We start from the raw sequence: 20,691 nt of genomic DNA, 5'->3' as shown, positions 1-20,691 counted from the left end.
TGTCTTTGTGGTTCAGAAAAATATCACCCTATGGGAGCTGCCTCAGGCGCGAACACCGGCAAAGGCGGCGCCATCCTCGTTGGCTCCTGCTTTGCGGGCCCTTTTCCTATGCAAGCCAACAGCCCATGGCTATCATGCGTGCCTTATTCCAAGTCGAGACTGGCATGCTGAAGTTGTTGAATCTCCTCAAGGATGGCCGGTTCCATTCCGGAGAAGCTCTGGGGGCAGCCCTCGGAGTGAGTCGCAGCGCCGTTTGGAAGCAGCTGCAGCACCTCGAGGGTGAATTGAACCTCACCATTCATAAGGTTCGTGGGCGCGGCTATCAGCTGGCGGCACCGCTGGCTTTACTTGAGGCGCAGGCGATCGCAGGGTTTGCCGTAGGCGAGCAGTGGCCGGTTTTCATTCACGAAACCATCGACTCGACCAATGCCGAAGGCTTGAGGCTTGCCAATCAAGGGCAGGTAGCGCCATTTGTCGTTCTGGCCGAGCGCCAAAGTGCTGGCCGAGGCCGACGTGGCCGGAAATGGGTCAGCCCATTTGCCGAAAACCTCTATTACAGCCTGGTCTTGCGTGTAGATGGCGGCATGCGCCAGCTCGAAGGCATGAGCCTGGTGGTGGGTGTTGCAGTCATGCGGACTCTGCAGGCGTTCGGCGTTAAAGATGTAGGGCTCAAATGGCCCAACGACGTACTGGTTCGCGGGAAGAAGATCACCGGTATTCTCCTGGAGTTGGTGGGTGACCCTGCTGATGTCTGTCATGTGGTGCTGGGTATCGGTATCAATGTGAACATGCAGGTGAACGACCAGGTCGACCAGGAGTGGACCTCCATGCGACGTGAGGCAGGCGCGGCGATAGACCGTAACAGCTTGGTGGCGTCGCTCAATCAGCAATTGCAGCACGAATTGGCACGCCATCGTCGCTACGGGTTTGCCGCATTCCAGGAAGAATGGGAGCAGGCACACCTTTGGCAAGGGCGCAATGTGTCACTGGTCGCCGGTAATACGCGCATTGATGGGGTGGTTCTTGGCGTCGACGGGCAGGGCGGCTTGCGCCTTGACGTGGACGGAGTTGAAAAGAGCTTCAGTGGTGGTGAGCTCAGTTTGAGGTTGCGTGATGATTCTTGAGCTCGATTGCGGTAACAGCTTCATCAAATGGCGCGTAATCCATACCGCGGATGCAGTGATTGAAGGTGGCGGAATCGTCGATTCCGATAAAGCGCTGCTGGCAGAAGTAGCAGCGCTGGCTTTAGTGCGTCTGACGGGCTGCCGCATTGTCAGCGTGCGCAGCGAAGAAGAAACCGACGCGCTTTGTGAAGTGATTGCCCAGGCATTTGCCGTGCAGGCGCAAGTTGCGCACCCAGCACAGAGCATGGCTGGTGTGCACAACGGTTATGACGACTATCAGCGTTTGGGCATGGATCGTTGGCTGGCTGCGTTGGGTGCATTTCACCTGGCCAAGGGCGCGTGCCTGGTAATAGATCTGGGTACTGCTGCCAAGGCAGATTTTGTTGCCGCCGACGGCGAGCACTTGGGGGGCTATATCTGCCCGGGCATGCCCTTGATGCGCAGTCAGTTGCGCACGCACACCCGGCGTATCCGCTACGACGATGCGTCCGCCGAGCGCGCATTGACCAGCCTGTCGCCGGGCCGTTCTACCGTCGAGGCGGTAGAGCGTGGTTGCGTGCTGATGCTCCAGGGCTTTGCGCGTACCCAGCTGGAGCAGGCGCGTGCACTGTGGGGTGATGAGTTCACGGTATTCCTTACTGGGGGCGATGCGCCGCTGGTGAGGGAGGCCTTGCCGCAGGCGCGTGTCGTCCCTGACCTGGTTTTCGCTGGCTTGGCCATGGCCTGCCCATTGGATTGAGGTGCCTATGCGTTGGTTGTTTCTGTTGTTACTGGTGCTCAACGTCTTCTATTACGTATGGCATCAGCAGGAAGCACCGCTGAAGGTCAAGGAAGTCGCCCCATTGTCACTGTACAAGGGGAATCAGCAAGAAATCCGGCTATTGCGTGAAACAGGTGTGTCGGCACCACCCAGGCGCCGTGACGAATGTCTGGTAGTGGGTGGTGTAGCAAGGCAGGAGCAGCTGGATGCACTGCGTCAGCGCTTGCTGAGCCTGGATATTGCCACCTTGCCAGTGGCTGGGCTGCTGCCTGGGGCAGATGGGCGCTGGCTCAAGGTTGCCCCTGAAAGCGAGCGTTTGCTGGACCAAACGGTCCTTTCGGCTCTTTCCAATGATTTCAAAGACTTAAAACATAAAATTATTTACTGCCAGGGTATTGCAACTGGTGAATAGCTTGATAGAATGGCGCCCGCTTCACAGGGAACACCACTCAGGTGGTAGAGCTGGAAGCGGTGTCAAAGCAGCTAAGTTTCAGATTTGATTGAAAAAATTTGAAAAAAAGCTTGACACTAGGGCGGCAGGCGAATAGAATGCCGGCCACATCTGGAGGGATTCCCGAGCGGCCAAAGGGGACGGACTGTAAATCCGTTGCGAGAGCTTCGAAGGTTCGAATCCTTCTCCCTCCACCAGTTTAGCGAGAGCCGCAAGCTCCGCGGGTATAGTTTAGTGGTAGAACCTCAGCCTTCCAAGCTGATGATGCGGGTTCGATTCCCGCTACCCGCTCCAAGTTTGCTGGATTTTGCACAAAGTGTTTCGCTCTTGTAGCTCAGTTGGTAGAGCACACCCTTGGTAAGGGTGAGGTCAGCGGTTCAAGTCCGCTCAAGAGCTCCATATAAACAAGGCAGATATGAAAATATCTGCCTTTGTTTTATCAGCGCAAGACTATTTCTTCTGCGGAGGATTGTATCGATGGCTAAGGAAAAGTTTGATCGTTCCCTTCCCCACGTTAACGTCGGCACTATCGGCCACGTTGACCACGGTAAGACCACTCTGACCGCAGCTCTGACTCGCGTTTGCTCCGAAGTTTTCGGTTCCGCAATCGTTGACTTCGACAAGATCGACTCGGCTCCGGAAGAAAAAGCGCGCGGTATCACCATCAACACCGCTCACGTCGAATACAACTCGACCATTCGTCACTACGCTCACGTTGACTGCCCAGGTCACGCTGACTACGTGAAGAACATGATCACCGGTGCTGCCCAGATGGACGGCGCGATCCTGGTTTGCTCGGCCGCCGATGGTCCGATGCCACAAACCCGTGAGCACATCCTGCTGTCCCGTCAGGTTGGCGTTCCGTACATCGTGGTCTTCCTGAACAAGGCTGACCTGGTAGACGACGCTGAGCTGCTGGAACTGGTCGAGATGGAAGTTCGCGACCTGCTGTCCACCTACGACTTCCCAGGCGACGACACCCCGATCATCATCGGTTCGGCTCGTATGGCGCTGGAAGGCAAAGATGACAACGAAATGGGCACCACTGCCGTTCGTAAGCTGGTCGAAACTCTGGACAGCTACATCCCAGAGCCAGAGCGTGCTATCGACAAGCCGTTCCTGATGCCAATCGAAGACGTGTTCTCGATCTCCGGTCGCGGTACTGTTGTTACCGGTCGTATCGAGCGCGGTATCGTCAAGGTTCAGGAAGCGCTGGAAATCGTTGGTCTGCGTGACACTCAAACCACCACCTGCACCGGTGTTGAGATGTTCCGCAAGCTGCTGGACGAAGGCCGTGCTGGCGAGAACTGCGGCGTTCTGCTGCGTGGTACCAAGCGTGACGACGTTGAGCGTGGCCAGGTTCTGGTCAAGCCAGGTTCGGTCAAGCCGCACACCAAGTTCACCGCAGAAGTCTACGTTCTGTCGAAAGAAGAAGGCGGTCGTCACACTCCGTTCTTCAAAGGCTACCGTCCTCAGTTCTACTTCCGTACCACTGACGTGACCGGTAACTGCGAACTGCCGGAAGGCGTTGAAATGGTAATGCCAGGCGACAACATCCAGATGGTTGTCACCCTGATCAAGACCATCGCAATGGAAGACGGTCTGCGCTTCGCTATCCGTGAAGGCGGTCGTACCGTCGGCGCCGGCGTCGTAGCAAAAATTATTGAATAAGTAGTTGATTTACTTGATCAGGCCGGTATAATGGCCGGCCTGATACAGCGTTACAGGTCAGTAGCTCAATTGGCAGAGCGACGGTCTCCAAAACCGTAGGTTGGGGGTTCGATTCCCTCCTGACCTGCCATTTCACTTCGGTGTGATGGCTTTCTTCTCACAGGATCCTCCTTGATGACTCCCAAAACTGAAGCCCAAGAATCGCGTTTTGATCTGTTCAAGTGGCTGGCTGTAGTTGCTTTGGTGGTTGTAGCTGTTGTGGGTAATCAATATTACTCCGCGTCTCCGATCCTGTATCGCGTTCTCGCACTTCTCGTCCTGGCTGCTGTCGCGGGCTTTGTAGCTCTGCAGACTGCGAAGGGCAAGTCGTTCTTTGCGTTGGCGAAGGAAGCTCGTACCGAAATCCGTAAAGTCGTGTGGCCGACCCGCCAGGAAACCACTCAGACCACGCTTATTGTCGTGGCTGTCGTTCTGGTTATGGCACTGCTGTTGTGGGGGCTCGACTCCCTGCTCGGCTGGGCGGTCTCCCTGATCGTTGGCTAAAGGTGTCCCGTGGCTAAGCGTTGGTATGTTGTGCATGCTTACTCGGGTTACGAGAAGCATGTAATGCGCTCCCTGATCGAGCGCGTCAAGCTGGCTGGCATGGAAGACGGTTTCGGCGAGATCTTGGTTCCGACCGAAGAAGTCGTGGAAATGCGCAACGGCCAGAAGCGCAAGAGTGAGCGTAAATTCTTCCCTGGCTATGTACTGGTCCAGATGGAGATGAACGAAGGGACTTGGCACTTGGTCAAGGACACCCCTCGTGTGATGGGCTTTATTGGTGGTACTGCAGATAAACCTGCACCGATCACTGATAAAGAAGCTGAAGCTATCCTGCGTCGCGTTGCCGATGGCAGTGACAAGCCGAAGCCGAAGACGCTGTTCGAGCCAGGTGAAGTGGTTCGTGTCGTTGACGGTCCGTTCGCTGACTTCAACGGTAGTGTCGAAGAAGTTAACTACGAAAAGAGTCGCCTCCAGGTGGCGGTGCTCATTTTCGGTCGCTCTACTCCGGTGGAGCTCGAGTTCAGCCAGGTCGAAAAGGTCTAGGCGGACGAAGTATCCCAAACCCCGCAGCCCTGTGTGTTGCGGGGTTTTGTCGTCACTGGGATAAAACGCAAGTCATCCGGGGAGCCATCAGGCGTTCGTACCCGATTTTGGAGTAGCTCATGGCTAAGAAGATTCAGGCTTACATCAAGCTGCAAGTTAAGGCCGGCCAGGCCAACCCAAGCCCACCCGTTGGTCCAGCACTGGGCCAACACGGTGTGAACATCATGGAATTCTGCAAGGCCTTCAACGCCCGTACCCAGGGTCAAGAAGCCGGCCTGCCGACTCCTGTGATCATCACTGTTTACAGCGACCGTAGCTTCACCTTCGAGACCAAGAGCACCCCTGCCTCGGTTCTGCTGAAGAAAGCTGCTGGCCTGACCAGCGGTTCGGCTCGTCCGAACACCGTTAAAGTCGGTACCGTTACCCGTGCTCAGCTGGAAGATATCGCCAAGGCAAAACAGGCTGATCTGACCGCCGCTGACCTGGACGCTGCTGTACGCACCATCGCTGGCTCTGCCCGCAGCATGGGCCTGAACGTGGAGGGTGTGTAATGGCTAAGCTGACTAAGCGCCAAAAGGCAATCGCCGAGAAAATCGAAGCAGGCAAGTCCTACAACTTCGAAGAAGCGGCAACTCTGCTGGCCTCGCTGCCTGCTGCCAAGTTCGTCGAGTCCTACGACATCGCCGTTAACCTCGGTGTTGACCCGCGTAAATCCGACCAGGTTGTTCGTAGCGCTACTGTGCTGCCGCACGGCACTGGCAAGACCGTTCGCGTTGCCGTCTTCACCCAGGGTCCAGCTGCTGAAGCTGCTCTGGCTGCCGGCGCTGACCGCGTAGGTATGGACGATCTGGCTGCCGAAATGAAAGCCGGTGACCTGAACTATGACGTTGTCATCGCATCGCCTGATGCAATGCGCGTTGTAGGTCAGCTGGGTCAGGTCCTGGGTCCTCGCGGCCTGATGCCTAACCCGAAAGTTGGTACCGTTAGCCCAGACGTAGCCACTGCCGTGAAAAACGCCAAGGCTGGTCAAGTTCGCTACCGTACTGACAAAAACGGTATCATCCACACCTCCGTTGGCAAAATCGGCTTTGAAGCTGGCAAGCTGAAGGAAAACGTTGAAGCCCTGATCGCTGATCTGAAGCGTATCAAGCCAGCTTCCTCGAAAGGTATCTACGTCAAGCGCGTTACCCTGAGCACCACCATGGGCCCAGGTCTGGTCATCGACCAGAGCTCGCTGGACGTGTAAGTACATGGCAGTGCGACCCGTCGCGCTGCCAGCAAAAATTGGGGTCCCTGCCTGGCGGGGGCTATCCAAGACCGTAGGTGGCGCAAGCCTTAAAATACCAGCCCACGCAGATGGTGCTCCCGATTCGTTACTGAATCAGACACCAAAACGACATCCGGCTTCGGCCAGATGAAACGGTAAAAACCAGGAGTAAACCCGTGGCAATTAAACTCGAAGACAAGAAGGCCATCGTCGCTGAAGTCAACGAGGCTGCCAAAGTCGCTCTGTCCGCTGTTGTGGCTGATGCCCGTGGTGTGACTGTAAGCGCAATGACCGGACTCCGTAAAGAGGCCCGCGAAGCTGGCGTTTACGTACGTGTCGTACGTAACACCCTGCTCAAGCGCGCTGTTGAAGGCACCGAATTTTCGATCCTCAACGACGCGTTCAAAGGCCCGACCCTGATTGCATTCTCCAACGAACACCCGGGCGCTGCTGCTCGTCTGTTCAAAGAGTTCGCCAAGGGTCAGGACAAGTTCGAGATCAAGGCAGCTGCGTTTGCCGGCAATTTCATTGCCGCCAACCAGATCGATGTACTGGCTACCTTGCCGACCCGTGACGAAGCTATCGCACGTCTGATGAGCGTGATTCAAGGCGCTACCAGCAAGCTGGCTCGTACTCTGGCGGCCGTTCGCGACCAGAAAGAAGCTGCTGCTGCCTAAGGCAGCGTAATCTCTTTCAAAATCATATGTTTAATTTGATGGCTGCGTAGGCTGTCACCCCAATACAGGATTTAAGTCATGTCCCTGACTAACGAGCAAATCATCGAAGCAATCGGCCAGAAAACCGTTCTGGAAGTTGTTGAGCTGATCAAAGCAATGGAAGAAACCTTCGGCGTTACCGCTGCTGTTGCCGCTGCTGGCCCAGCTGCTGCTGCTGCCGTTGTTGAAGAGCAGACCGAGTTCAACGTTGTTCTGCTGGAAGCCGGCGAGAAGAAAGTGAACGTGATTAAAGCCGTTCGTGAGCTGACCGGTCTGGGCCTGAAAGAAGCCAAAGAGAAAGTCGATGGCGCTCCTCAGGTTGTAGCTGAAGGCGTTTCGAAAGAAGCCGCTGAAGACGCTAAGAAGAAGCTGGAAGAAGCAGGCGCTAAAGTCGAGCTGAAGTAATTTCGACTTTGCGATGCCAGCCTAAGCGTTAAGCGAAGGGCTGATGGCTGGTGGCTTATGCCACCGGCCTTTTTCCGTTATTGGTGGCCGGTCAAGTCGGCCCCGATGACAAGCTGCAAGACACCCATGTGGGTGGCGCAAACCAAGGGGTTTGCACGATTTTCTGGCTGCTCCCGTCGGGAGAAGCCAAACAAGCAGGTGACCAAGCTGGGGAACGCTGATGGCTTACTCATACACTGAGAAAAAACGTATCCGCAAGGACTTTAGCAAGTTGCCGGACGTTATGGATGTGCCTTACCTCCTGGCCATCCAGCTGGATTCGTATCGCGAATTCCTGCAAGCGGGAGCATCCAAGGATCACTTCCGCGACGTCGGCCTGCACGCGGCCTTCAAATCGGTATTCCCGATCATCAGCTACTCCGGCAATGCTGCCTTGGAGTACGTAGGCTATCGCCTGGGCGAGCCTGCCTTCGATGTGAAGGAATGTGTCCTGCGTGGCGTGACCTTCGCGGTCCCACTGCGGGTCAAGGTGCGCCTGATCATCTTCGACAAGGAATCGTCGAACAAGGCGATCAAGGACATCAAAGAGCAAGAAGTCTACATGGGTGAAATCCCCCTGATGACTGAGAACGGTACCTTCGTTATCAACGGTACCGAGCGTGTGATCGTTTCCCAGCTGCACCGTTCGCCTGGTGTGTTCTTCGACCACGACCGTGGCAAGACTCACAGCTCCGGCAAGCTGCTGTACTCCGCTCGCATCATCCCTTACCGCGGTTCCTGGCTGGACTTCGAGTTCGACCCGAAAGACTGCGTGTTCGTGCGTATCGACCGTCGCCGCAAACTGCCGGCGTCTGTGCTGCTGCGCGCCTTGGGTTACAGCACTGAAGAAGTGCTGAATACCTTCTACACCACCAACGTGTTCCACGTTTCTGGCGAAAATCTCAGCCTGGAACTGGTGCCGCAGCGTCTGCGTGGTGAAGTTGCGGTCATGGACATCCATGACGAAAACGGCAAAGTCATTGTCGAGCAGGGCCGCCGTATTACAGCGCGCCACATCAACCAGCTCGAGAAGGCCGGCGTCAAGCAGCTGGACGTTCCAATGGAATACGTCCTGGGTCGCACCTCGGCCAAGGCCATTGTGCACCCGGCTACTGGCGAGATCCTGGCTGAGTGCAACACCGAGCTGACCACCGATCTGCTGATCAAAGTCGCCAAGGCACAGGTCGTCCGTATCGAGACCCTGTACACCAACGACATCGATTGCGGTCCGTTCATCTCCGACACCCTGAAGATCGACACCACCAGCAATCAGCTGGAAGCCCTGGTCGAGATCTACCGCATGATGCGTCCAGGTGAGCCGCCGACCAAGGATGCCGCCGAGACCCTGTTCAACAACCTGTTCTTCAGCGCCGAGCGTTACGACCTGTCCGCAGTCGGCCGCATGAAGTTCAACCGTCGTATCGGTCGTACCGAGATCGAAGGTTCGGGCGTGCTGAGCAAGGAAGACATCGTCGAGGTCCTCAAGACCCTGGTCGATATCCGTAACGGCAAAGGCATTGTCGACGACATCGACCACCTGGGTAACCGTCGCGTACGTTGCGTCGGCGAGATGGCCGAGAACCAGTTCCGCGTTGGCCTGGTGCGTGTTGAGCGCGCGGTCAAGGAACGCCTGTCGATGGCGGAAAGCGAAGGCTTGATGCCACAGGACCTGATCAACGCCAAACCGGTTGCGGCGGCGGTGAAAGAGTTCTTCGGTTCCAGCCAGCTGTCCCAGTTCATGGACCAGAACAACCCGCTCTCCGAGATCACCCACAAGCGCCGCGTCTCTGCACTCGGCCCGGGCGGTCTGACCCGTGAGCGTGCTGGCTTTGAAGTCCGTGACGTACACCCGACCCACTACGGTCGTGTGTGCCCGATCGAGACCCCTGAAGGTCCGAACATCGGTCTGATCAACTCCCTGGCGGCCTACGCCCGCACCAACCAGTACGGCTTCCTGGAAAGCCCGTACCGTGTGGTGAAGGAAGGCGTTGTCAGCGACGACATCGTGTTCCTGTCGGCCATTGAAGAAGCGGATCACGTCATCGCCCAGGCTTCGGCCGCGATGAACGACAAGAAGCAACTGATCGATGAGCTGGTAGCCGTTCGTCACCTGAACGAATTCACCGTCAAGGCGCCGGAAGACGTCACCCTGATGGACGTTTCGCCGAAGCAGGTTGTTTCCGTTGCTGCCTCGCTGATTCCATTCCTCGAGCACGACGACGCCAACCGTGCGTTGATGGGTTCGAACATGCAGCGTCAGGCTGTACCAACCCTGCGTGCTGACAAGCCGCTGGTAGGTACCGGCATGGAGCGCAACGTTGCCCGTGACTCCGGTGTCTGCGTAGTTGCTCGTCGCGGTGGTGTGATCGATTCGGTCGACGCCAGCCGTATCGTCGTTCGCGTCAATGACGACGAAGTCGAAACGGGTGAAGCAGGTGTGGATATCTACAACCTGACCAAGTACACCCGTTCGAACCAGAACACCTGCATCAACCAGCGGCCGCTGGTGAGCAAGGGTGACCAGGTTCAGCGCAGCGACATCATGGCCGACGGCCCGTCCACCGACATGGGTGAACTGGCGCTGGGTCAGAACATGCGCATCGCGTTCATGGCGTGGAACGGCTTCAACTTCGAAGACTCCATCTGTCTGTCCGAGCGTGTGGTTCAGGAAGACCGCTTTACCACCATCCACATCCAGGAACTGACCTGTGTGGCGCGTGACACCAAGCTTGGCCCAGAGGAAATCACTGCGGACATCCCGAACGTGGGTGAAGCCGCACTGAACAAGCTGGACGAAGCCGGTATCGTTTACGTAGGTGCTGAAGTAGGCGCTGGCGACATCCTGGTCGGTAAGGTCACGCCAAAAGGCGAAACCCAGCTGACGCCGGAAGAAAAACTGTTGCGCGCAATCTTCGGTGAGAAGGCCAGCGACGTTAAGGACACCTCCCTGCGCGTGCCAACCGGCACCAAGGGTACTGTCATTGACGTACAGGTCTTCACCCGCGATGGCGTAGAGCGCGACACTCGCGCCCTGGCCATCGAGAAGATGCAGCTGGACGAGATCCGCAAGGACCTCAACGAAGAGTTCCGTATCGTTGAAGGTGCAACCTTCGAGCGCCTGCGTTCTGCCCTGAACGGCCAGGTAGTCGACGGTGGCGCGGGCCTGAAGAAAGGCACCGTGATTGCTGATGACGTGCTGGACGGTCTGGAGCACGGCCAGTGGTTCAAACTGCGCATGGCTGAAGATGCACTGAACGAGCAGCTGGAAAAGGCTCAGCAGTACATCGTCGACCGTCGCCGTCTGCTGGACGACAAGTTCGAAGACAAGAAACGCAAGCTGCAGCAGGGCGATGACCTGGCTCCGGGCGTACTGAAGATCGTCAAGGTTTACCTGGCAATCCGCCGTCGCATCCAGCCGGGTGACAAGATGGCCGGTCGTCACGGTAACAAGGGTGTTGTCTCGGTAATCATGCCGGTTGAAGACATGCCGCACGATGCCAACGGTACTCCGGTTGATGTCGTACTGAACCCGCTGGGCGTACCTTCGCGTATGAACGTCGGTCAGATCCTTGAAACCCACCTGGGCCTCGCGGCCAAAGGTCTGGGCGAGAAGATCGACCGCATGATCGAAGAGCAACGCAAAGCTGCTGAACTGCGTACCTTCCTCACCGAGATCTACAACGAGATCGGTGGTCGTCAGGAGAGCTTGGAAGAGTTCACTGACGAAGAGATCTTCGCTCTGGCAAACAACCTGAAGAAGGGTGTGCCTATGGCCACTCCAGTCTTCGACGGTGCCAAGGAAAGCGAGATCAAGGCCATGCTGAAGCTGGCAGACCTGCCAGAAAGCGGCCAGATGGTGCTGTTCGATGGCCGTACTGGCAACAAGTTCGAGCGTCCTGTGACCGTGGGTTACATGTACATGCTCAAGCTGAACCACTTGGTGGACGACAAGATGCACGCGCGTTCCACTGGTTCCTACAGCCTGGTTACCCAGCAGCCGCTGGGTGGTAAGGCACAGTTCGGTGGTCAGCGTTTCGGGGAAATGGAAGTGTGGGCGCTGGAAGCATACGGCGCGGCATACACCCTGCAAGAAATGCTCACAGTGAAGTCGGACGACGTGAACGGCCGTACCAAGATGTACAAAAACATCGTGGATGGCGATCACCGTATGGAGCCGGGCATGCCCGAGTCCTTCAACGTGTTGATCAAAGAGATTCGTTCGCTCGGTATCGATATCGATCTGGAAACCGAATAACACGTGACGCGAAGGGGGGCGGGGCTGGTACAGCCCGCTTCCTGCTCCGCCAGGAGGAAAGGCCTTGAAAGACCTACTGAATTTGCTGAAAAACCAGGGTCAAGTCGAAGAGTTCGACGCCATCCGCATCGGTCTGGCGTCGCCTGAAATGATCCGTTCGTGGTCGTTCGGTGAAGTCAAGAAGCCGGAAACCATCAACTACCGTACGTTCAAGCCTGAACGTGACGGCTTGTTCTGCGCCAAGATCTTTGGCCCAGTCAAGGACTACGAGTGCCTGTGCGGCAAGTACAAGCGCCTCAAGCACCGCGGTGTGATCTGCGAGAAGTGCGGCGTTGAAGTTGCCTTGGCAAAAGTTCGTCGTGAGCGCATGGCGCACATCGAACTGGCCTCGCCGGTTGCCCACATCTGGTTCCTGAAGTCGCTGCCGTCCCGTATCGGCCTGCTGATGGACATGACCCTGCGTGACATCGAGCGCGTGCTCTATTTCGAGAGCTACGTTGTTATCGACCCGGGCATGACCACCCTTGAAAAGGGCCAGTTGCTGAACGACGAGCAGTACTTCGAAGCGCTGGAAGAGTTCGGTGATGATTTCGACGCCCGCATGGGTGCCGAGGCTGTCCGCGAGCTGCTGCACGCTATCGACCTGGAGCACGAGATCGGTCGCCTGCGCGAAGAAATTCCGCAGACCAACTCGGAAACCAAGATCAAGAAGCTGTCCAAGCGCCTGAAGCTGATGGAAGCTTTCCAGGGCTCGGGCAACCTGCCTGAGTGGATGGTCCTGACCGTCCTGCCAGTGCTGCCGCCGGACCTGCGTCCGCTGGTCCCGCTGGATGGTGGCCGCTTCGCGACCTCCGACCTGAACGACCTGTATCGTCGGGTGATCAACCGTAACAACCGCCTGAAGCGCCTGCTGGATCTGTCGGCGCCGGACATCATCGTGCGCAACGAAAAGCGCATGCTGCAGGAGGCGGTCGACGCCCTGCTGGACAACGGCCGTCGCGGTCGCGCCATCACTGGCTCGAACAAGCGTCCGCTGAAGTCCCTGGCCGACATGATCAAAGGTAAGCAAGGTCGCTTCCGTCAGAACTTGCTCGGTAAGCGTGTGGACTACTCCGGCCGTTCGGTAATTACCGTAGGCCCGACCCTGCGTCTGCACCAGTGCGGTCTGCCGAAGAAGATGGCCCTCGAGCTGTTCAAGCCGTTCATTTTCGGCAAGCTGGAAATGCGTGGTCTGGCGACCACCATCAAGGCTGCCAAGAAGATGGTCGAGCGCGAGCTGCCAGAGGTGTGGGACGTTCTCGCCGAAGTGATTCGCGAACACCCCGTGCTGCTCAACCGTGCACCGACTCTGCACCGTCTGGGTATCCAGGCCTTTGAACCGGTACTGATCGAAGGTAAGGCTATCCAGCTGCACCCGCTGGTCTGTGCCGCGTACAACGCCGACTTCGACGGTGACCAGATGGCCGTTCACGTGCCGCTGACGCTGGAAGCCCAGCTCGAAGCGCGCGCGCTGATGATGTCGACCAACAACATTCTGTCGCCAGCCAACGGTGAGCCAATCATCGTTCCGTCGCAGGACGTTGTACTGGGTCTGTACTACATGACCCGTGAGGCCATCAACGCCAAGGGCGAAGGTCGCGTATTTGCCGACCTGCAGGAAGTCGACCGCGTATTCCGCGCCGGCGAAGCTGCCCTGCACGCGAAAATCAAGGTCCGTATCAACGAGACCGTGAACGACCGTGATGGCAGCAGCGTCAAGAACACCCGTATCGTCGACACCACTGTCGGCCGTGCGCTGCTGTTCCAGGTTGTACCGGCAGGCCTGCCGTACGACGTGGTTAACCAGCCGATGAAGAAGAAGGCGATCTCCAAGCTGATCAACCAGTGCTACCGCGTGGTTGGTCTGAAAGAGACCGTTATCTTCGCTGACCAGCTGATGTACACCGGTTTTGCTTACTCCACCATCTCTGGCGTGTCCATTGGTGTGAACGACTTTGTCATCCCTGATGAGAAAGCGCGCATCATCAACAGCGCGACCGATGAAGTGAAGGAAATCGAAAGCCAGTACGCCTCCGGCCTGGTAACCCAGGGCGAGAAGTACAACAAGGTCATCGACTTGTGGTCGAAGGCGAACGACGAAGTGTCCAAGGCGATGATGGCCAACCTCTCGAAAGAGAAAGTCATCGACCGCGACGGCAACGAAGTCGATCAAGAGTCCTTCAACTCGATGTACATGATGGCTGACTCCGGTGCCCGTGGTTCCGCTGCCCAGATCCGTCAGCTGGCCGGTATGCGTGGCCTGATGGCCAAGCCGGACGGCTCGATCATCGAGACGCCGATCACTGCGAACTTCCGTGAAGGTCTGAGCGTACTCCAGTACTTCATCTCGACTCACGGTGCTCGTAAAGGTCTGGCGGATACCGCGTTGAAAACCGCGAACTCCGGTTACCTGACTCGTCGTCTGGTGGACGTTGCTCAGGATCTGGTCGTGACCGAGATCGACTGCGGCACCGACAATGGCCTGCTGATGACTCCGCACATTGAAGGCGGTGACGTTGTAGAGCCGCTGGGTGAGCGTGTACTGGGTCGTGTGATTGCCCGTGACGTGTTCAAGCCTGGCACCGAGGACGTTATCGTTCCGGCCGGTACCCTGGTCGACGAGCAGTGGGTCGAGTTCATCGAGCTGAACAGTATCGACGAAGTGATCGTGCGTTCGCCGATCAACTGCGATACCCGTTACGGCATCTGTGCCAAGTGCTACGGTCGTGACCTGGCGCGCGGTCACCAGGTGAACATCGGCGAAGCTGTTGGCGTTATCGCTGCCCAGTCGATCGGTGAGCCGGGTACCCAGCTGACCATGCGTACGTTCCACATCGGTGGTGCTGCAAGCCGTACTTCGGCTGCCGACAGCGTCCAGGTGAAGAACGGCGGTATGGTTCGTCTGCACAACCTGAAGCATGTCGTGCGCGCCGATGGCAACCTGGTTGCTGTTTCGCGTTCTGGCGAGCTGGCCATTGCCGACGAGTTCGGTCGTGAGCGTGAGCGTTACAAGCTGCCTTACGGTGCGGTGATTTCGGTCAAGGAAGGTGAGAAGGTCGAAGCTGGCGCCATCGTCGCCAAGTGGGACCCGCACACCCACCCGATCGTTACCGAGCTGAAAGGTACCGTGACCTTCGTGGGCATGGAAGAAAACATCACCATCAAGCGCCAGACCGACGAACTGACTGGTCTGACCAACATTGAAGTACTGGACGTCAAGGATCGCCCTGCCGCAGGCAAGGAAATCCGTCCGGCAATCAAGATGGTCGATGCCAATGGCAAGGACCTGTACCTGCCAGGTACCGACGTACCGGCTCAGTACTTCCTGCCAGCTAACGCCTTGGTAGGTGTGGCCGACGGTGCACAGATCGGTGTTGGTGACGTTATCGCGCGTATCCCGCAAGAAACGTCGAAAACCCGCGACATCACCGGTGGTCTGCCGCGCGTTGCCGACTTGTTCGAAGCGCGTCGTCCGAAAGAAGCCTCGATTCTGGCTGAAGTCAGCGGCACCATCGCGTTCGGTAAAGAGACCAAGGGCAAACGTCGTCTGGTCATCACTCCGACCGACGGCAGCGATCCGTACGAAGAGCTGATTCCGAAGTGGCGCCACCTCAACGTCTTCGAAGGCGAACAGGTAAACCGCGGCGAAGTTATCTCCGACGGCCCGAGCGATCCGCACGACATCCTGCGTCTGCTGGGTGTGAGCGCGCTGGCGAAGTACATCGTCAACGAGATCCAGGACGTTTACCGTCTGCAAGGCGTTAAGATCAACGACAAGCACATCGAGACCATCCTGCGTCAGATGCTGCGCAAGGTCGAGATCGCAGAGTCGGGTGACTCAACCTTCATCAAGGGCGACCAGATGGAGCTGACTCATGTACTGGTAGAGAACGAGCGTCTCGCCGGTGATGACAAGTTCATCTCCAAGTTCACCCGCGTGCTGCTGGGTATCACCAAGGCGTCGCTGTCGACCGAATCGTTCATTTCCGCGGCTTCCTTCCAGGAAACTACCCGCGTACTGACCGAAGCGGCGGTAACCGGCAAGCGCGACTACCTGCGCGGCCTGAAAGAGAACGTGGTCGTGGGTCGTCTGATCCCGGCTGGTACCGGTCTGGCCTACCACAGCGAGCGCAAGCGTCGCCGTGAAGCCGACAAACCGCTGCGTGTGAGCGCCAGTGAGGTCGAAGCCGCACTGACCGAAGCACTGAACTCCAGCGGTAATTAAGTACAGGGCAGGGCCCCGGCAAACCCCGAACGGCCATCGGCGACATAAAATGTTGCCGATGATCGGGCGGGGAGGGCCGGGGCTTCGTCTTGACTGGGTGCAAGATCCTCCGTAGACTTTTGTACCCTCAAATTTGGTGGGGCTTCGTCTCGTCAATTTTTGGCTTTCTTGCAAGACAATAGAGTCGCAAGACAATCAGTGGAGCTAGTAGATGGCAACTATCAACCAGCTGGTACGTCAGCCGCGTAAGCGTTCGGTCGAGAAGTCCGACGTTCCTGCGCTGCAGAACTGCCCGCAACGTCGTGGCGTGTGCACCCGCGTGTACACCACCACGCCGAAAAAACCTAACTCGGCACTGCGTAAAGTATGCCGTGTGCGCCTGACCAACGGTTTCGAGGTTTCCTCGTACATCGGCGGTGAAGGCCACAACCTGCAAGAGCACAGCGTCGTCCTGATCCGTGGCGGCCGTGTAAAAGACTTGCCAGGTGTTCGTTACCACACCGTTCGCGGCTCTCTGGATACTTCGGGCGTTAAAGGCCGTAACCAGGGTCGTTCGAAGTACGGTACCAAGCGTCCGAAGTAATCGGCCGTTTGCACACATCCATTTTTTTGAGTCGATAAGAGTAAGGTCGGGCAGGGGTCGAAGACCCACGTCCCGGGCTAACCTGAAGACCGTTTGAGGGCTTATCATGCCAAGACGTCGTGTAGCAGCAAAACGTGAGATTCTGGACGATCCTAAATACGGATCCCAAATCCTCGCCAAGTTCATGAACCACGTGATGGAAAGCGGCAAGAAGGCCGTGGCCGAGCGCATCGTTTACGGTGCTCTGGACAAGGTTAAAGAACGCAAGAACAGCGACCCCCTGGAAATCTTCGAGAAAGCTCTCGACGCCATCGCTCCGCTGGTCGAAGTAAAGTCCCGCCGTGTAGGCGGTGCCACTTACCAGGTCCCGGTTGAAGTTCGTCCTTCCCGTCGTAATGCTCTGGCAATGCGCTGGCTCGTAGACTACGCCCGCAAGCGCGGCGAGAAGTCGATGGCTCTGCGCCTGGCTGGTGAGCTGCTGGATGCTGCTGAAGGCAAAGGTGCTGCAGTCAAGAAGCGTGAAGACGTTCACCGTATGGCCGAGGCCAACAAAGCGTTCTCGCACTACCGCTTCTAATTCAGGCATCAATCACTTTGCGAGGGCTTTATGGCTCGTACTACAGCAATTAACCGCTACCGTAACATTGGTATCTGTGCGCACGTTGACGCGGGCAAGACCACCACTACCGAGCGGATCCTGTTTTACACAGGCCTGAGCCACAAGATGGGCGAGGTGCATGATGGCGCCGCGACCACCGACTGGATGGTGCAGGAGCAGGAGCGGGGTATTACCATTACCTCCGCTGCTGTAACCACCTTCTGGAAAGGCTCCACCGGTCAGTACGACAACTACCGCGTAAACGTCATCGACACCCCTGGCCACGTTGACTTCACTATTGAAGTAGAGCGTTCGCTGCGCGTGCTCGACGGCGCGGTCGTTGTGTTCTGCGGTACCTCCGGCGTTGAGCCGCAGTCCGAAACCGTATGGCGTCAAGCCAACAAGTACGGCGTTCCACGTGTTGTCTACGTGAACAAGATGGACCGCGCCGGCGCTGACTTCCTGCGCGTTATCGGCCAGATCAAGAACCGCCTGGGTCACACCCCGGTTCCGATCCAGTTGGCTATCGGTTCGGAAGACAACTTCCAAGGTCAGATCGATCTGATCAAGATGAAGGCTGTCTACTGGAACGACGACGACAAGGGTACTTCGCCGCGCGAGGAAGAAATTCCTGCCGACATGCTTGAGCTGGCTCAAGAGTGGCGCTCCAACATGGTTGAAGCGGCTGCCGAGTCCAGCGAAGAGCTGATGAACAAGTACCTGGAAGGCGAAGAGCTGACCATCGACGAAATCAAAGCCGGTCTGCGCGCGCGCACCCTGGCCAGCGAGATCGTTCCGGCTGTCTGCGGTTCGTCGTTCAAGAACAAGGGTGTTCCCCTGGTTCTCGACGCCGTTATCGACTTCCTGCCTGCTCCTACCGAGATCCCTGCGATCAAAGGTATCCACCCGGATCTCATCGAGAAGCCGAAGGACGAGCTGGTTGCTGAAGACTACATCGAGCGTCACGCTTCCGATGACGAGCCGTTCTCGGCTCTGGCGTTCAAGATTGCCACCGACCCGTTCGTTGGTACTCTGACTTTCGTCCGTGTCTATTCGGGCTTCCTGACCTCCGGTGACTCCGTCATCAACTCGGTCAAGGGCAAGAAAGAGCGCGTTGGTCGTATGGTCCAGATGCACGCCAACCAGCGTGAAGAGATCAAAGAAGTACGTGCGGGCGACATTGCTGCGCTGATCGGCATGAAGGACGTCACCACTGGTGACACCCTGTGCAACGCCGACAAGCCAGTGATCCTCGAGCGTATGGACTTCCCGGAGCCTGTGATCTCGGTAGCTGTTGAGCCGAAGACCAAGCAGGACCAGGAAAAGATGGGTATCGCACTGGGCAAGCTTGCTCAGGAAGACCCGTCGTTCCGCGTCAAGACCGACGAAGAAACCGGCCAGACCATCATTTCGGGTATGGGCGAGCTTCACCTGGACATCCTCGTTGACCGCATGAAGCGCGAGTTCAACGTCGAAGCCAACATCGGTAAGCCGCAGGTTTCGTACCGCGAGCGGATCACCAAGTCCAACGTCGAGATCGAAGGCAAGTTCGTTCGTCAGTCGGGTGGTCGTGGTCAGTTCGGTCACTGCTGGATCCGTTTCTCGGAGCCGGACGTAGACGAAAAAGGCAACATCACCGAAGGTCTGGTGTTCACCAACGAAGTCGTTGGTGGTGTGATTCCTAAGGAATTCATCGCCCCGATCCAGAAGGGTATCGAAGAGCAGATGAAGAACGGCGTCGTTGCCGGCTATCCTCTGATCGGCCTCAAGGCCACGGTATTCGACGGTTCGTACCACGACGTCGACTCCAACGAAATGGCGTTCAAGGTCGCTGCTTCGATGGCAACCAAGCAGCTGGCCCAGAAGGGCGGCGGCCAGGTTCTCGAGCCGATCATGAAGGTTGAAGTTGTAACCCCTGAGGACTACATGGGTGACGTGATGGGTGACCTGAACCGTCGTCGTGGTCTGATCCAGGGTATGGATGATTCGGTCTCCGGCAGGGTTATCCGTGCTGAAGTGCCGCTCGGAGAGATGTTCGGTTATGCAACCGACGTTCGTTCCATGTCTCAGGGTCGCGCAAGCTACTCCATGGAATTCTCTAAATATGCCGAAGCTCCGTCGAACATCGTCGAAGCTCTCGTTAAAAAACAAGGCTGATTCAGCCCCTTTAGGCTAGGAGTTCACTGTCGTGGCTAAAGAAAAATTTGATCGTTCCCTTCCCCACGTTAACGTCGGCACTATCGGCCACGTTGACCACGGTAAGACCACTCTGACCGCAGCTCTGACTCGCGTTTGCTCCGAAGTTTTCGGTTCCGCAATCGTTGACTTCGACAAGATCGACTCGGCTCCGGAAGAAAAAGCGCGCGGTATCACCATCAACACCGCTCACGTCGAATACAACTCGACCATTCGTCACTACGCTCACGTTGACTGCCCAGGTCACGCTGACTACGTGAAGAACATGATCACTGGTGCTGCCCAGATGGACGGCGCGATCCTGGTTTGCTCGGCCGCCGATGGTCCGATGCCACAAACCCGTGAGCACATCCTGCTGTCCCGTCAGGTTGGCGTTCCGTACATCGTGGTCTTCCTGAACAAGGCTGACCTGGTAGACGACGCTGAGCTGCTGGAACTGGTCGAGATGGAAGTTCGCGACCTGCTGTCCACCTACGACTTCCCAGGCGACGACACCCCGATCATCATCGGTTCGGCTCGTATGGCGCTGGAAGGCAAAGACGACAACGAAATGGGCACCACTGCCGTTCGTAAGCTGGTCGAAACTCTGGACAGCTACATCCCAGAGCCAGAGCGTGCTATCGACAAGCCGTTCCTGATGCCAATCGAAGACGTGTTCTCGATCTCCGGTCGCGGTACTGTTGTTACCGGTCGTATCGAGCGCGGTATCGTCAAGGTTCAGGAAGCGCTGGAAATCGTTGGTCTGCGTGACACTCAAACCACCACCTGCACCGGTGTTGAGATGTTCCGCAAGCTGCTGGACGAAGGCCGTGCTGGCGAGAACTGCGGCGTTCTGCTGCGTGGTACCAAGCGTGATGACGTTGAGCGTGGCCAGGTTCTGGTCAAGCCAGGTTCGGTCAAGCCGCACACCAAGTTCACCGCAGAAGTCTACGTTCTGTCGAAAGAAGAAGGCGGTCGTCACACTCCGTTCTTCAAAGGCTACCGTCCTCAGTTCTACTTCCGTACCACTGACGTGACCGGTAACTGCGAACTGCCGGAAGGCGTTGAAATGGTAATGCCAGGCGACAACATCCAGATGGTTGTCACCCTGATCAAGACCATCGCAATGGAAGACGGTCTGCGCTTCGCTATCCGTGAAGGCGGTCGTACCGTCGGCGCCGGCGTCGTAGCCAAAATCATCGAGTAATCACTCGAGCGATTGAAAAAGACCCCCGCTCAGCGGGGGTTTTTTTTATTCGGTTGACACTAAATTGAGGCGTCTATAGAATCACGCCTC

The 20,691-nt window shown here is 57.2% G+C and carries 16 protein-coding genes and 4 tRNA genes; all 20 read left to right on the top strand.

The window, feature by feature from the left end; translation table 11 throughout:
• The first annotated feature begins 164 nt into the window (after nucleotides 1–164).
• Complete coding sequence (gene birA / locus P0Y58_27670; protein ID WEK30611.1) at nucleotides 165–1,124, top strand: bifunctional biotin--[acetyl-CoA-carboxylase] ligase/biotin operon repressor BirA; 960 nt, start codon at nucleotides 165–167, stop codon at nucleotides 1,122–1,124.
• Complete coding sequence (locus P0Y58_27665; protein ID WEK30610.1) at nucleotides 1,114–1,863, top strand: pantothenate kinase; 750 nt, start codon at nucleotides 1,114–1,116, stop codon at nucleotides 1,861–1,863. The genes birA and P0Y58_27665 overlap by 11 nt, the downstream gene beginning before the upstream one ends.
• Before the next feature lie 7 nt (nucleotides 1,864–1,870).
• Nucleotides 1,871–2,296 carry a hypothetical protein gene (locus tag P0Y58_27660; GenBank protein ID WEK30609.1) on the top strand — a complete coding sequence of 142 codons (426 nt, stop codon included), beginning with the start codon at nucleotides 1,871–1,873 and terminating at the stop codon, nucleotides 2,294–2,296.
• Nucleotides 2,297–2,448: 152 nt separating this feature from the next.
• Nucleotides 2,449–2,532 (top strand) — tRNA-Tyr (locus tag P0Y58_27655).
• 23 nt (nucleotides 2,533–2,555) lie between these two features.
• Nucleotides 2,556–2,629 (top strand) — tRNA-Gly (locus P0Y58_27650).
• Nucleotides 2,630–2,658: 29 nt separating this feature from the next.
• Nucleotides 2,659–2,734: transfer RNA gene (locus tag P0Y58_27645), tRNA-Thr, on the top strand.
• Between the two features lie 78 nt (nucleotides 2,735–2,812).
• Complete coding sequence (gene tuf, locus P0Y58_27640) at nucleotides 2,813–4,006, top strand: elongation factor Tu (GenBank protein WEK30608.1); 1,194 nt, start codon at nucleotides 2,813–2,815, stop codon at nucleotides 4,004–4,006.
• Nucleotides 4,007–4,060: 54 nt separating this feature from the next.
• A tRNA-Trp gene (locus P0Y58_27635) sits at nucleotides 4,061–4,136 on the top strand.
• A gap of 44 nt (nucleotides 4,137–4,180) precedes the next feature.
• The gene (secE, locus tag P0Y58_27630; protein ID WEK30607.1) at nucleotides 4,181–4,549 is read left to right on the top strand and encodes a preprotein translocase subunit SecE; all 369 of its coding nucleotides are present in this window, start codon (nucleotides 4,181–4,183) and stop codon (nucleotides 4,547–4,549) included.
• Nucleotides 4,550–4,558: 9 nt separating this feature from the next.
• Nucleotides 4,559–5,092, top strand: coding sequence for a transcription termination/antitermination protein NusG (gene nusG / locus P0Y58_27625; protein ID WEK30606.1), 534 nt, complete (start codon nucleotides 4,559–4,561; stop codon nucleotides 5,090–5,092).
• A 119-nt stretch (nucleotides 5,093–5,211) separates the two neighbouring features.
• Nucleotides 5,212–5,643 (top strand): 50S ribosomal protein L11, encoded by a 432-nt coding sequence (gene rplK / locus P0Y58_27620; protein ID WEK30605.1) that lies wholly within the window; start codon nucleotides 5,212–5,214, stop codon nucleotides 5,641–5,643.
• A complete protein-coding gene (gene rplA, locus P0Y58_27615; GenBank protein WEK30604.1) occupies nucleotides 5,643–6,338 on the top strand; it encodes a 50S ribosomal protein L1 in 696 nt (231 codons plus the stop codon). The genes rplK and rplA overlap by 1 nt, the downstream gene beginning before the upstream one ends.
• Nucleotides 6,339–6,535: 197 nt before the next feature.
• The gene (rplJ, locus tag P0Y58_27610) at nucleotides 6,536–7,036 is read left to right on the top strand and encodes a 50S ribosomal protein L10 (GenBank protein ID WEK30603.1); all 501 of its coding nucleotides are present in this window, start codon (nucleotides 6,536–6,538) and stop codon (nucleotides 7,034–7,036) included.
• Between the two features lie 78 nt (nucleotides 7,037–7,114).
• Nucleotides 7,115–7,480: a 50S ribosomal protein L7/L12 gene (gene rplL, locus P0Y58_27605; GenBank protein WEK30602.1), complete on the top strand. Its 366-nt coding sequence runs from the start codon at nucleotides 7,115–7,117 to the stop codon at nucleotides 7,478–7,480.
• Between the two features lie 220 nt (nucleotides 7,481–7,700).
• A complete protein-coding gene (rpoB, locus tag P0Y58_27600) occupies nucleotides 7,701–11,774 on the top strand; it encodes a DNA-directed RNA polymerase subunit beta (GenBank protein WEK30601.1) in 4,074 nt (1,357 codons plus the stop codon).
• Nucleotides 11,775–11,838: 64 nt separating this feature from the next.
• The gene (gene rpoC, locus P0Y58_27595) at nucleotides 11,839–16,038 is read left to right on the top strand and encodes a DNA-directed RNA polymerase subunit beta' (GenBank protein WEK30600.1); all 4,200 of its coding nucleotides are present in this window, start codon (nucleotides 11,839–11,841) and stop codon (nucleotides 16,036–16,038) included.
• Between the two features lie 211 nt (nucleotides 16,039–16,249).
• Complete coding sequence (gene rpsL, locus P0Y58_27590; protein ID WEK30599.1) at nucleotides 16,250–16,621, top strand: 30S ribosomal protein S12; 372 nt, start codon at nucleotides 16,250–16,252, stop codon at nucleotides 16,619–16,621.
• Nucleotides 16,622–16,727: 106 nt separating this feature from the next.
• Complete coding sequence (gene rpsG / locus P0Y58_27585; protein ID WEK30598.1) at nucleotides 16,728–17,198, top strand: 30S ribosomal protein S7; 471 nt, start codon at nucleotides 16,728–16,730, stop codon at nucleotides 17,196–17,198.
• 30 nt (nucleotides 17,199–17,228) lie between these two features.
• Complete coding sequence (gene fusA, locus P0Y58_27580) at nucleotides 17,229–19,376, top strand: elongation factor G (protein ID WEK30597.1); 2,148 nt, start codon at nucleotides 17,229–17,231, stop codon at nucleotides 19,374–19,376.
• Nucleotides 19,377–19,407: 31 nt separating this feature from the next.
• Nucleotides 19,408–20,601: an elongation factor Tu gene (gene tuf / locus P0Y58_27575; GenBank protein ID WEK30596.1), complete on the top strand. Its 1,194-nt coding sequence runs from the start codon at nucleotides 19,408–19,410 to the stop codon at nucleotides 20,599–20,601.
• Nucleotides 20,602–20,691 lie beyond the last annotated feature (90 nt).

The organism is Candidatus Pseudomonas phytovorans (assembly GCA_029202525.1).
Classification (GTDB): Bacteria; Pseudomonadota; Gammaproteobacteria; order Pseudomonadales; family Pseudomonadaceae; genus Aquipseudomonas; species Aquipseudomonas phytovorans.
Note: the sequence above shows the minus strand (reverse complement) of the source record. Positions and strands in the feature narration are given on the sequence as shown.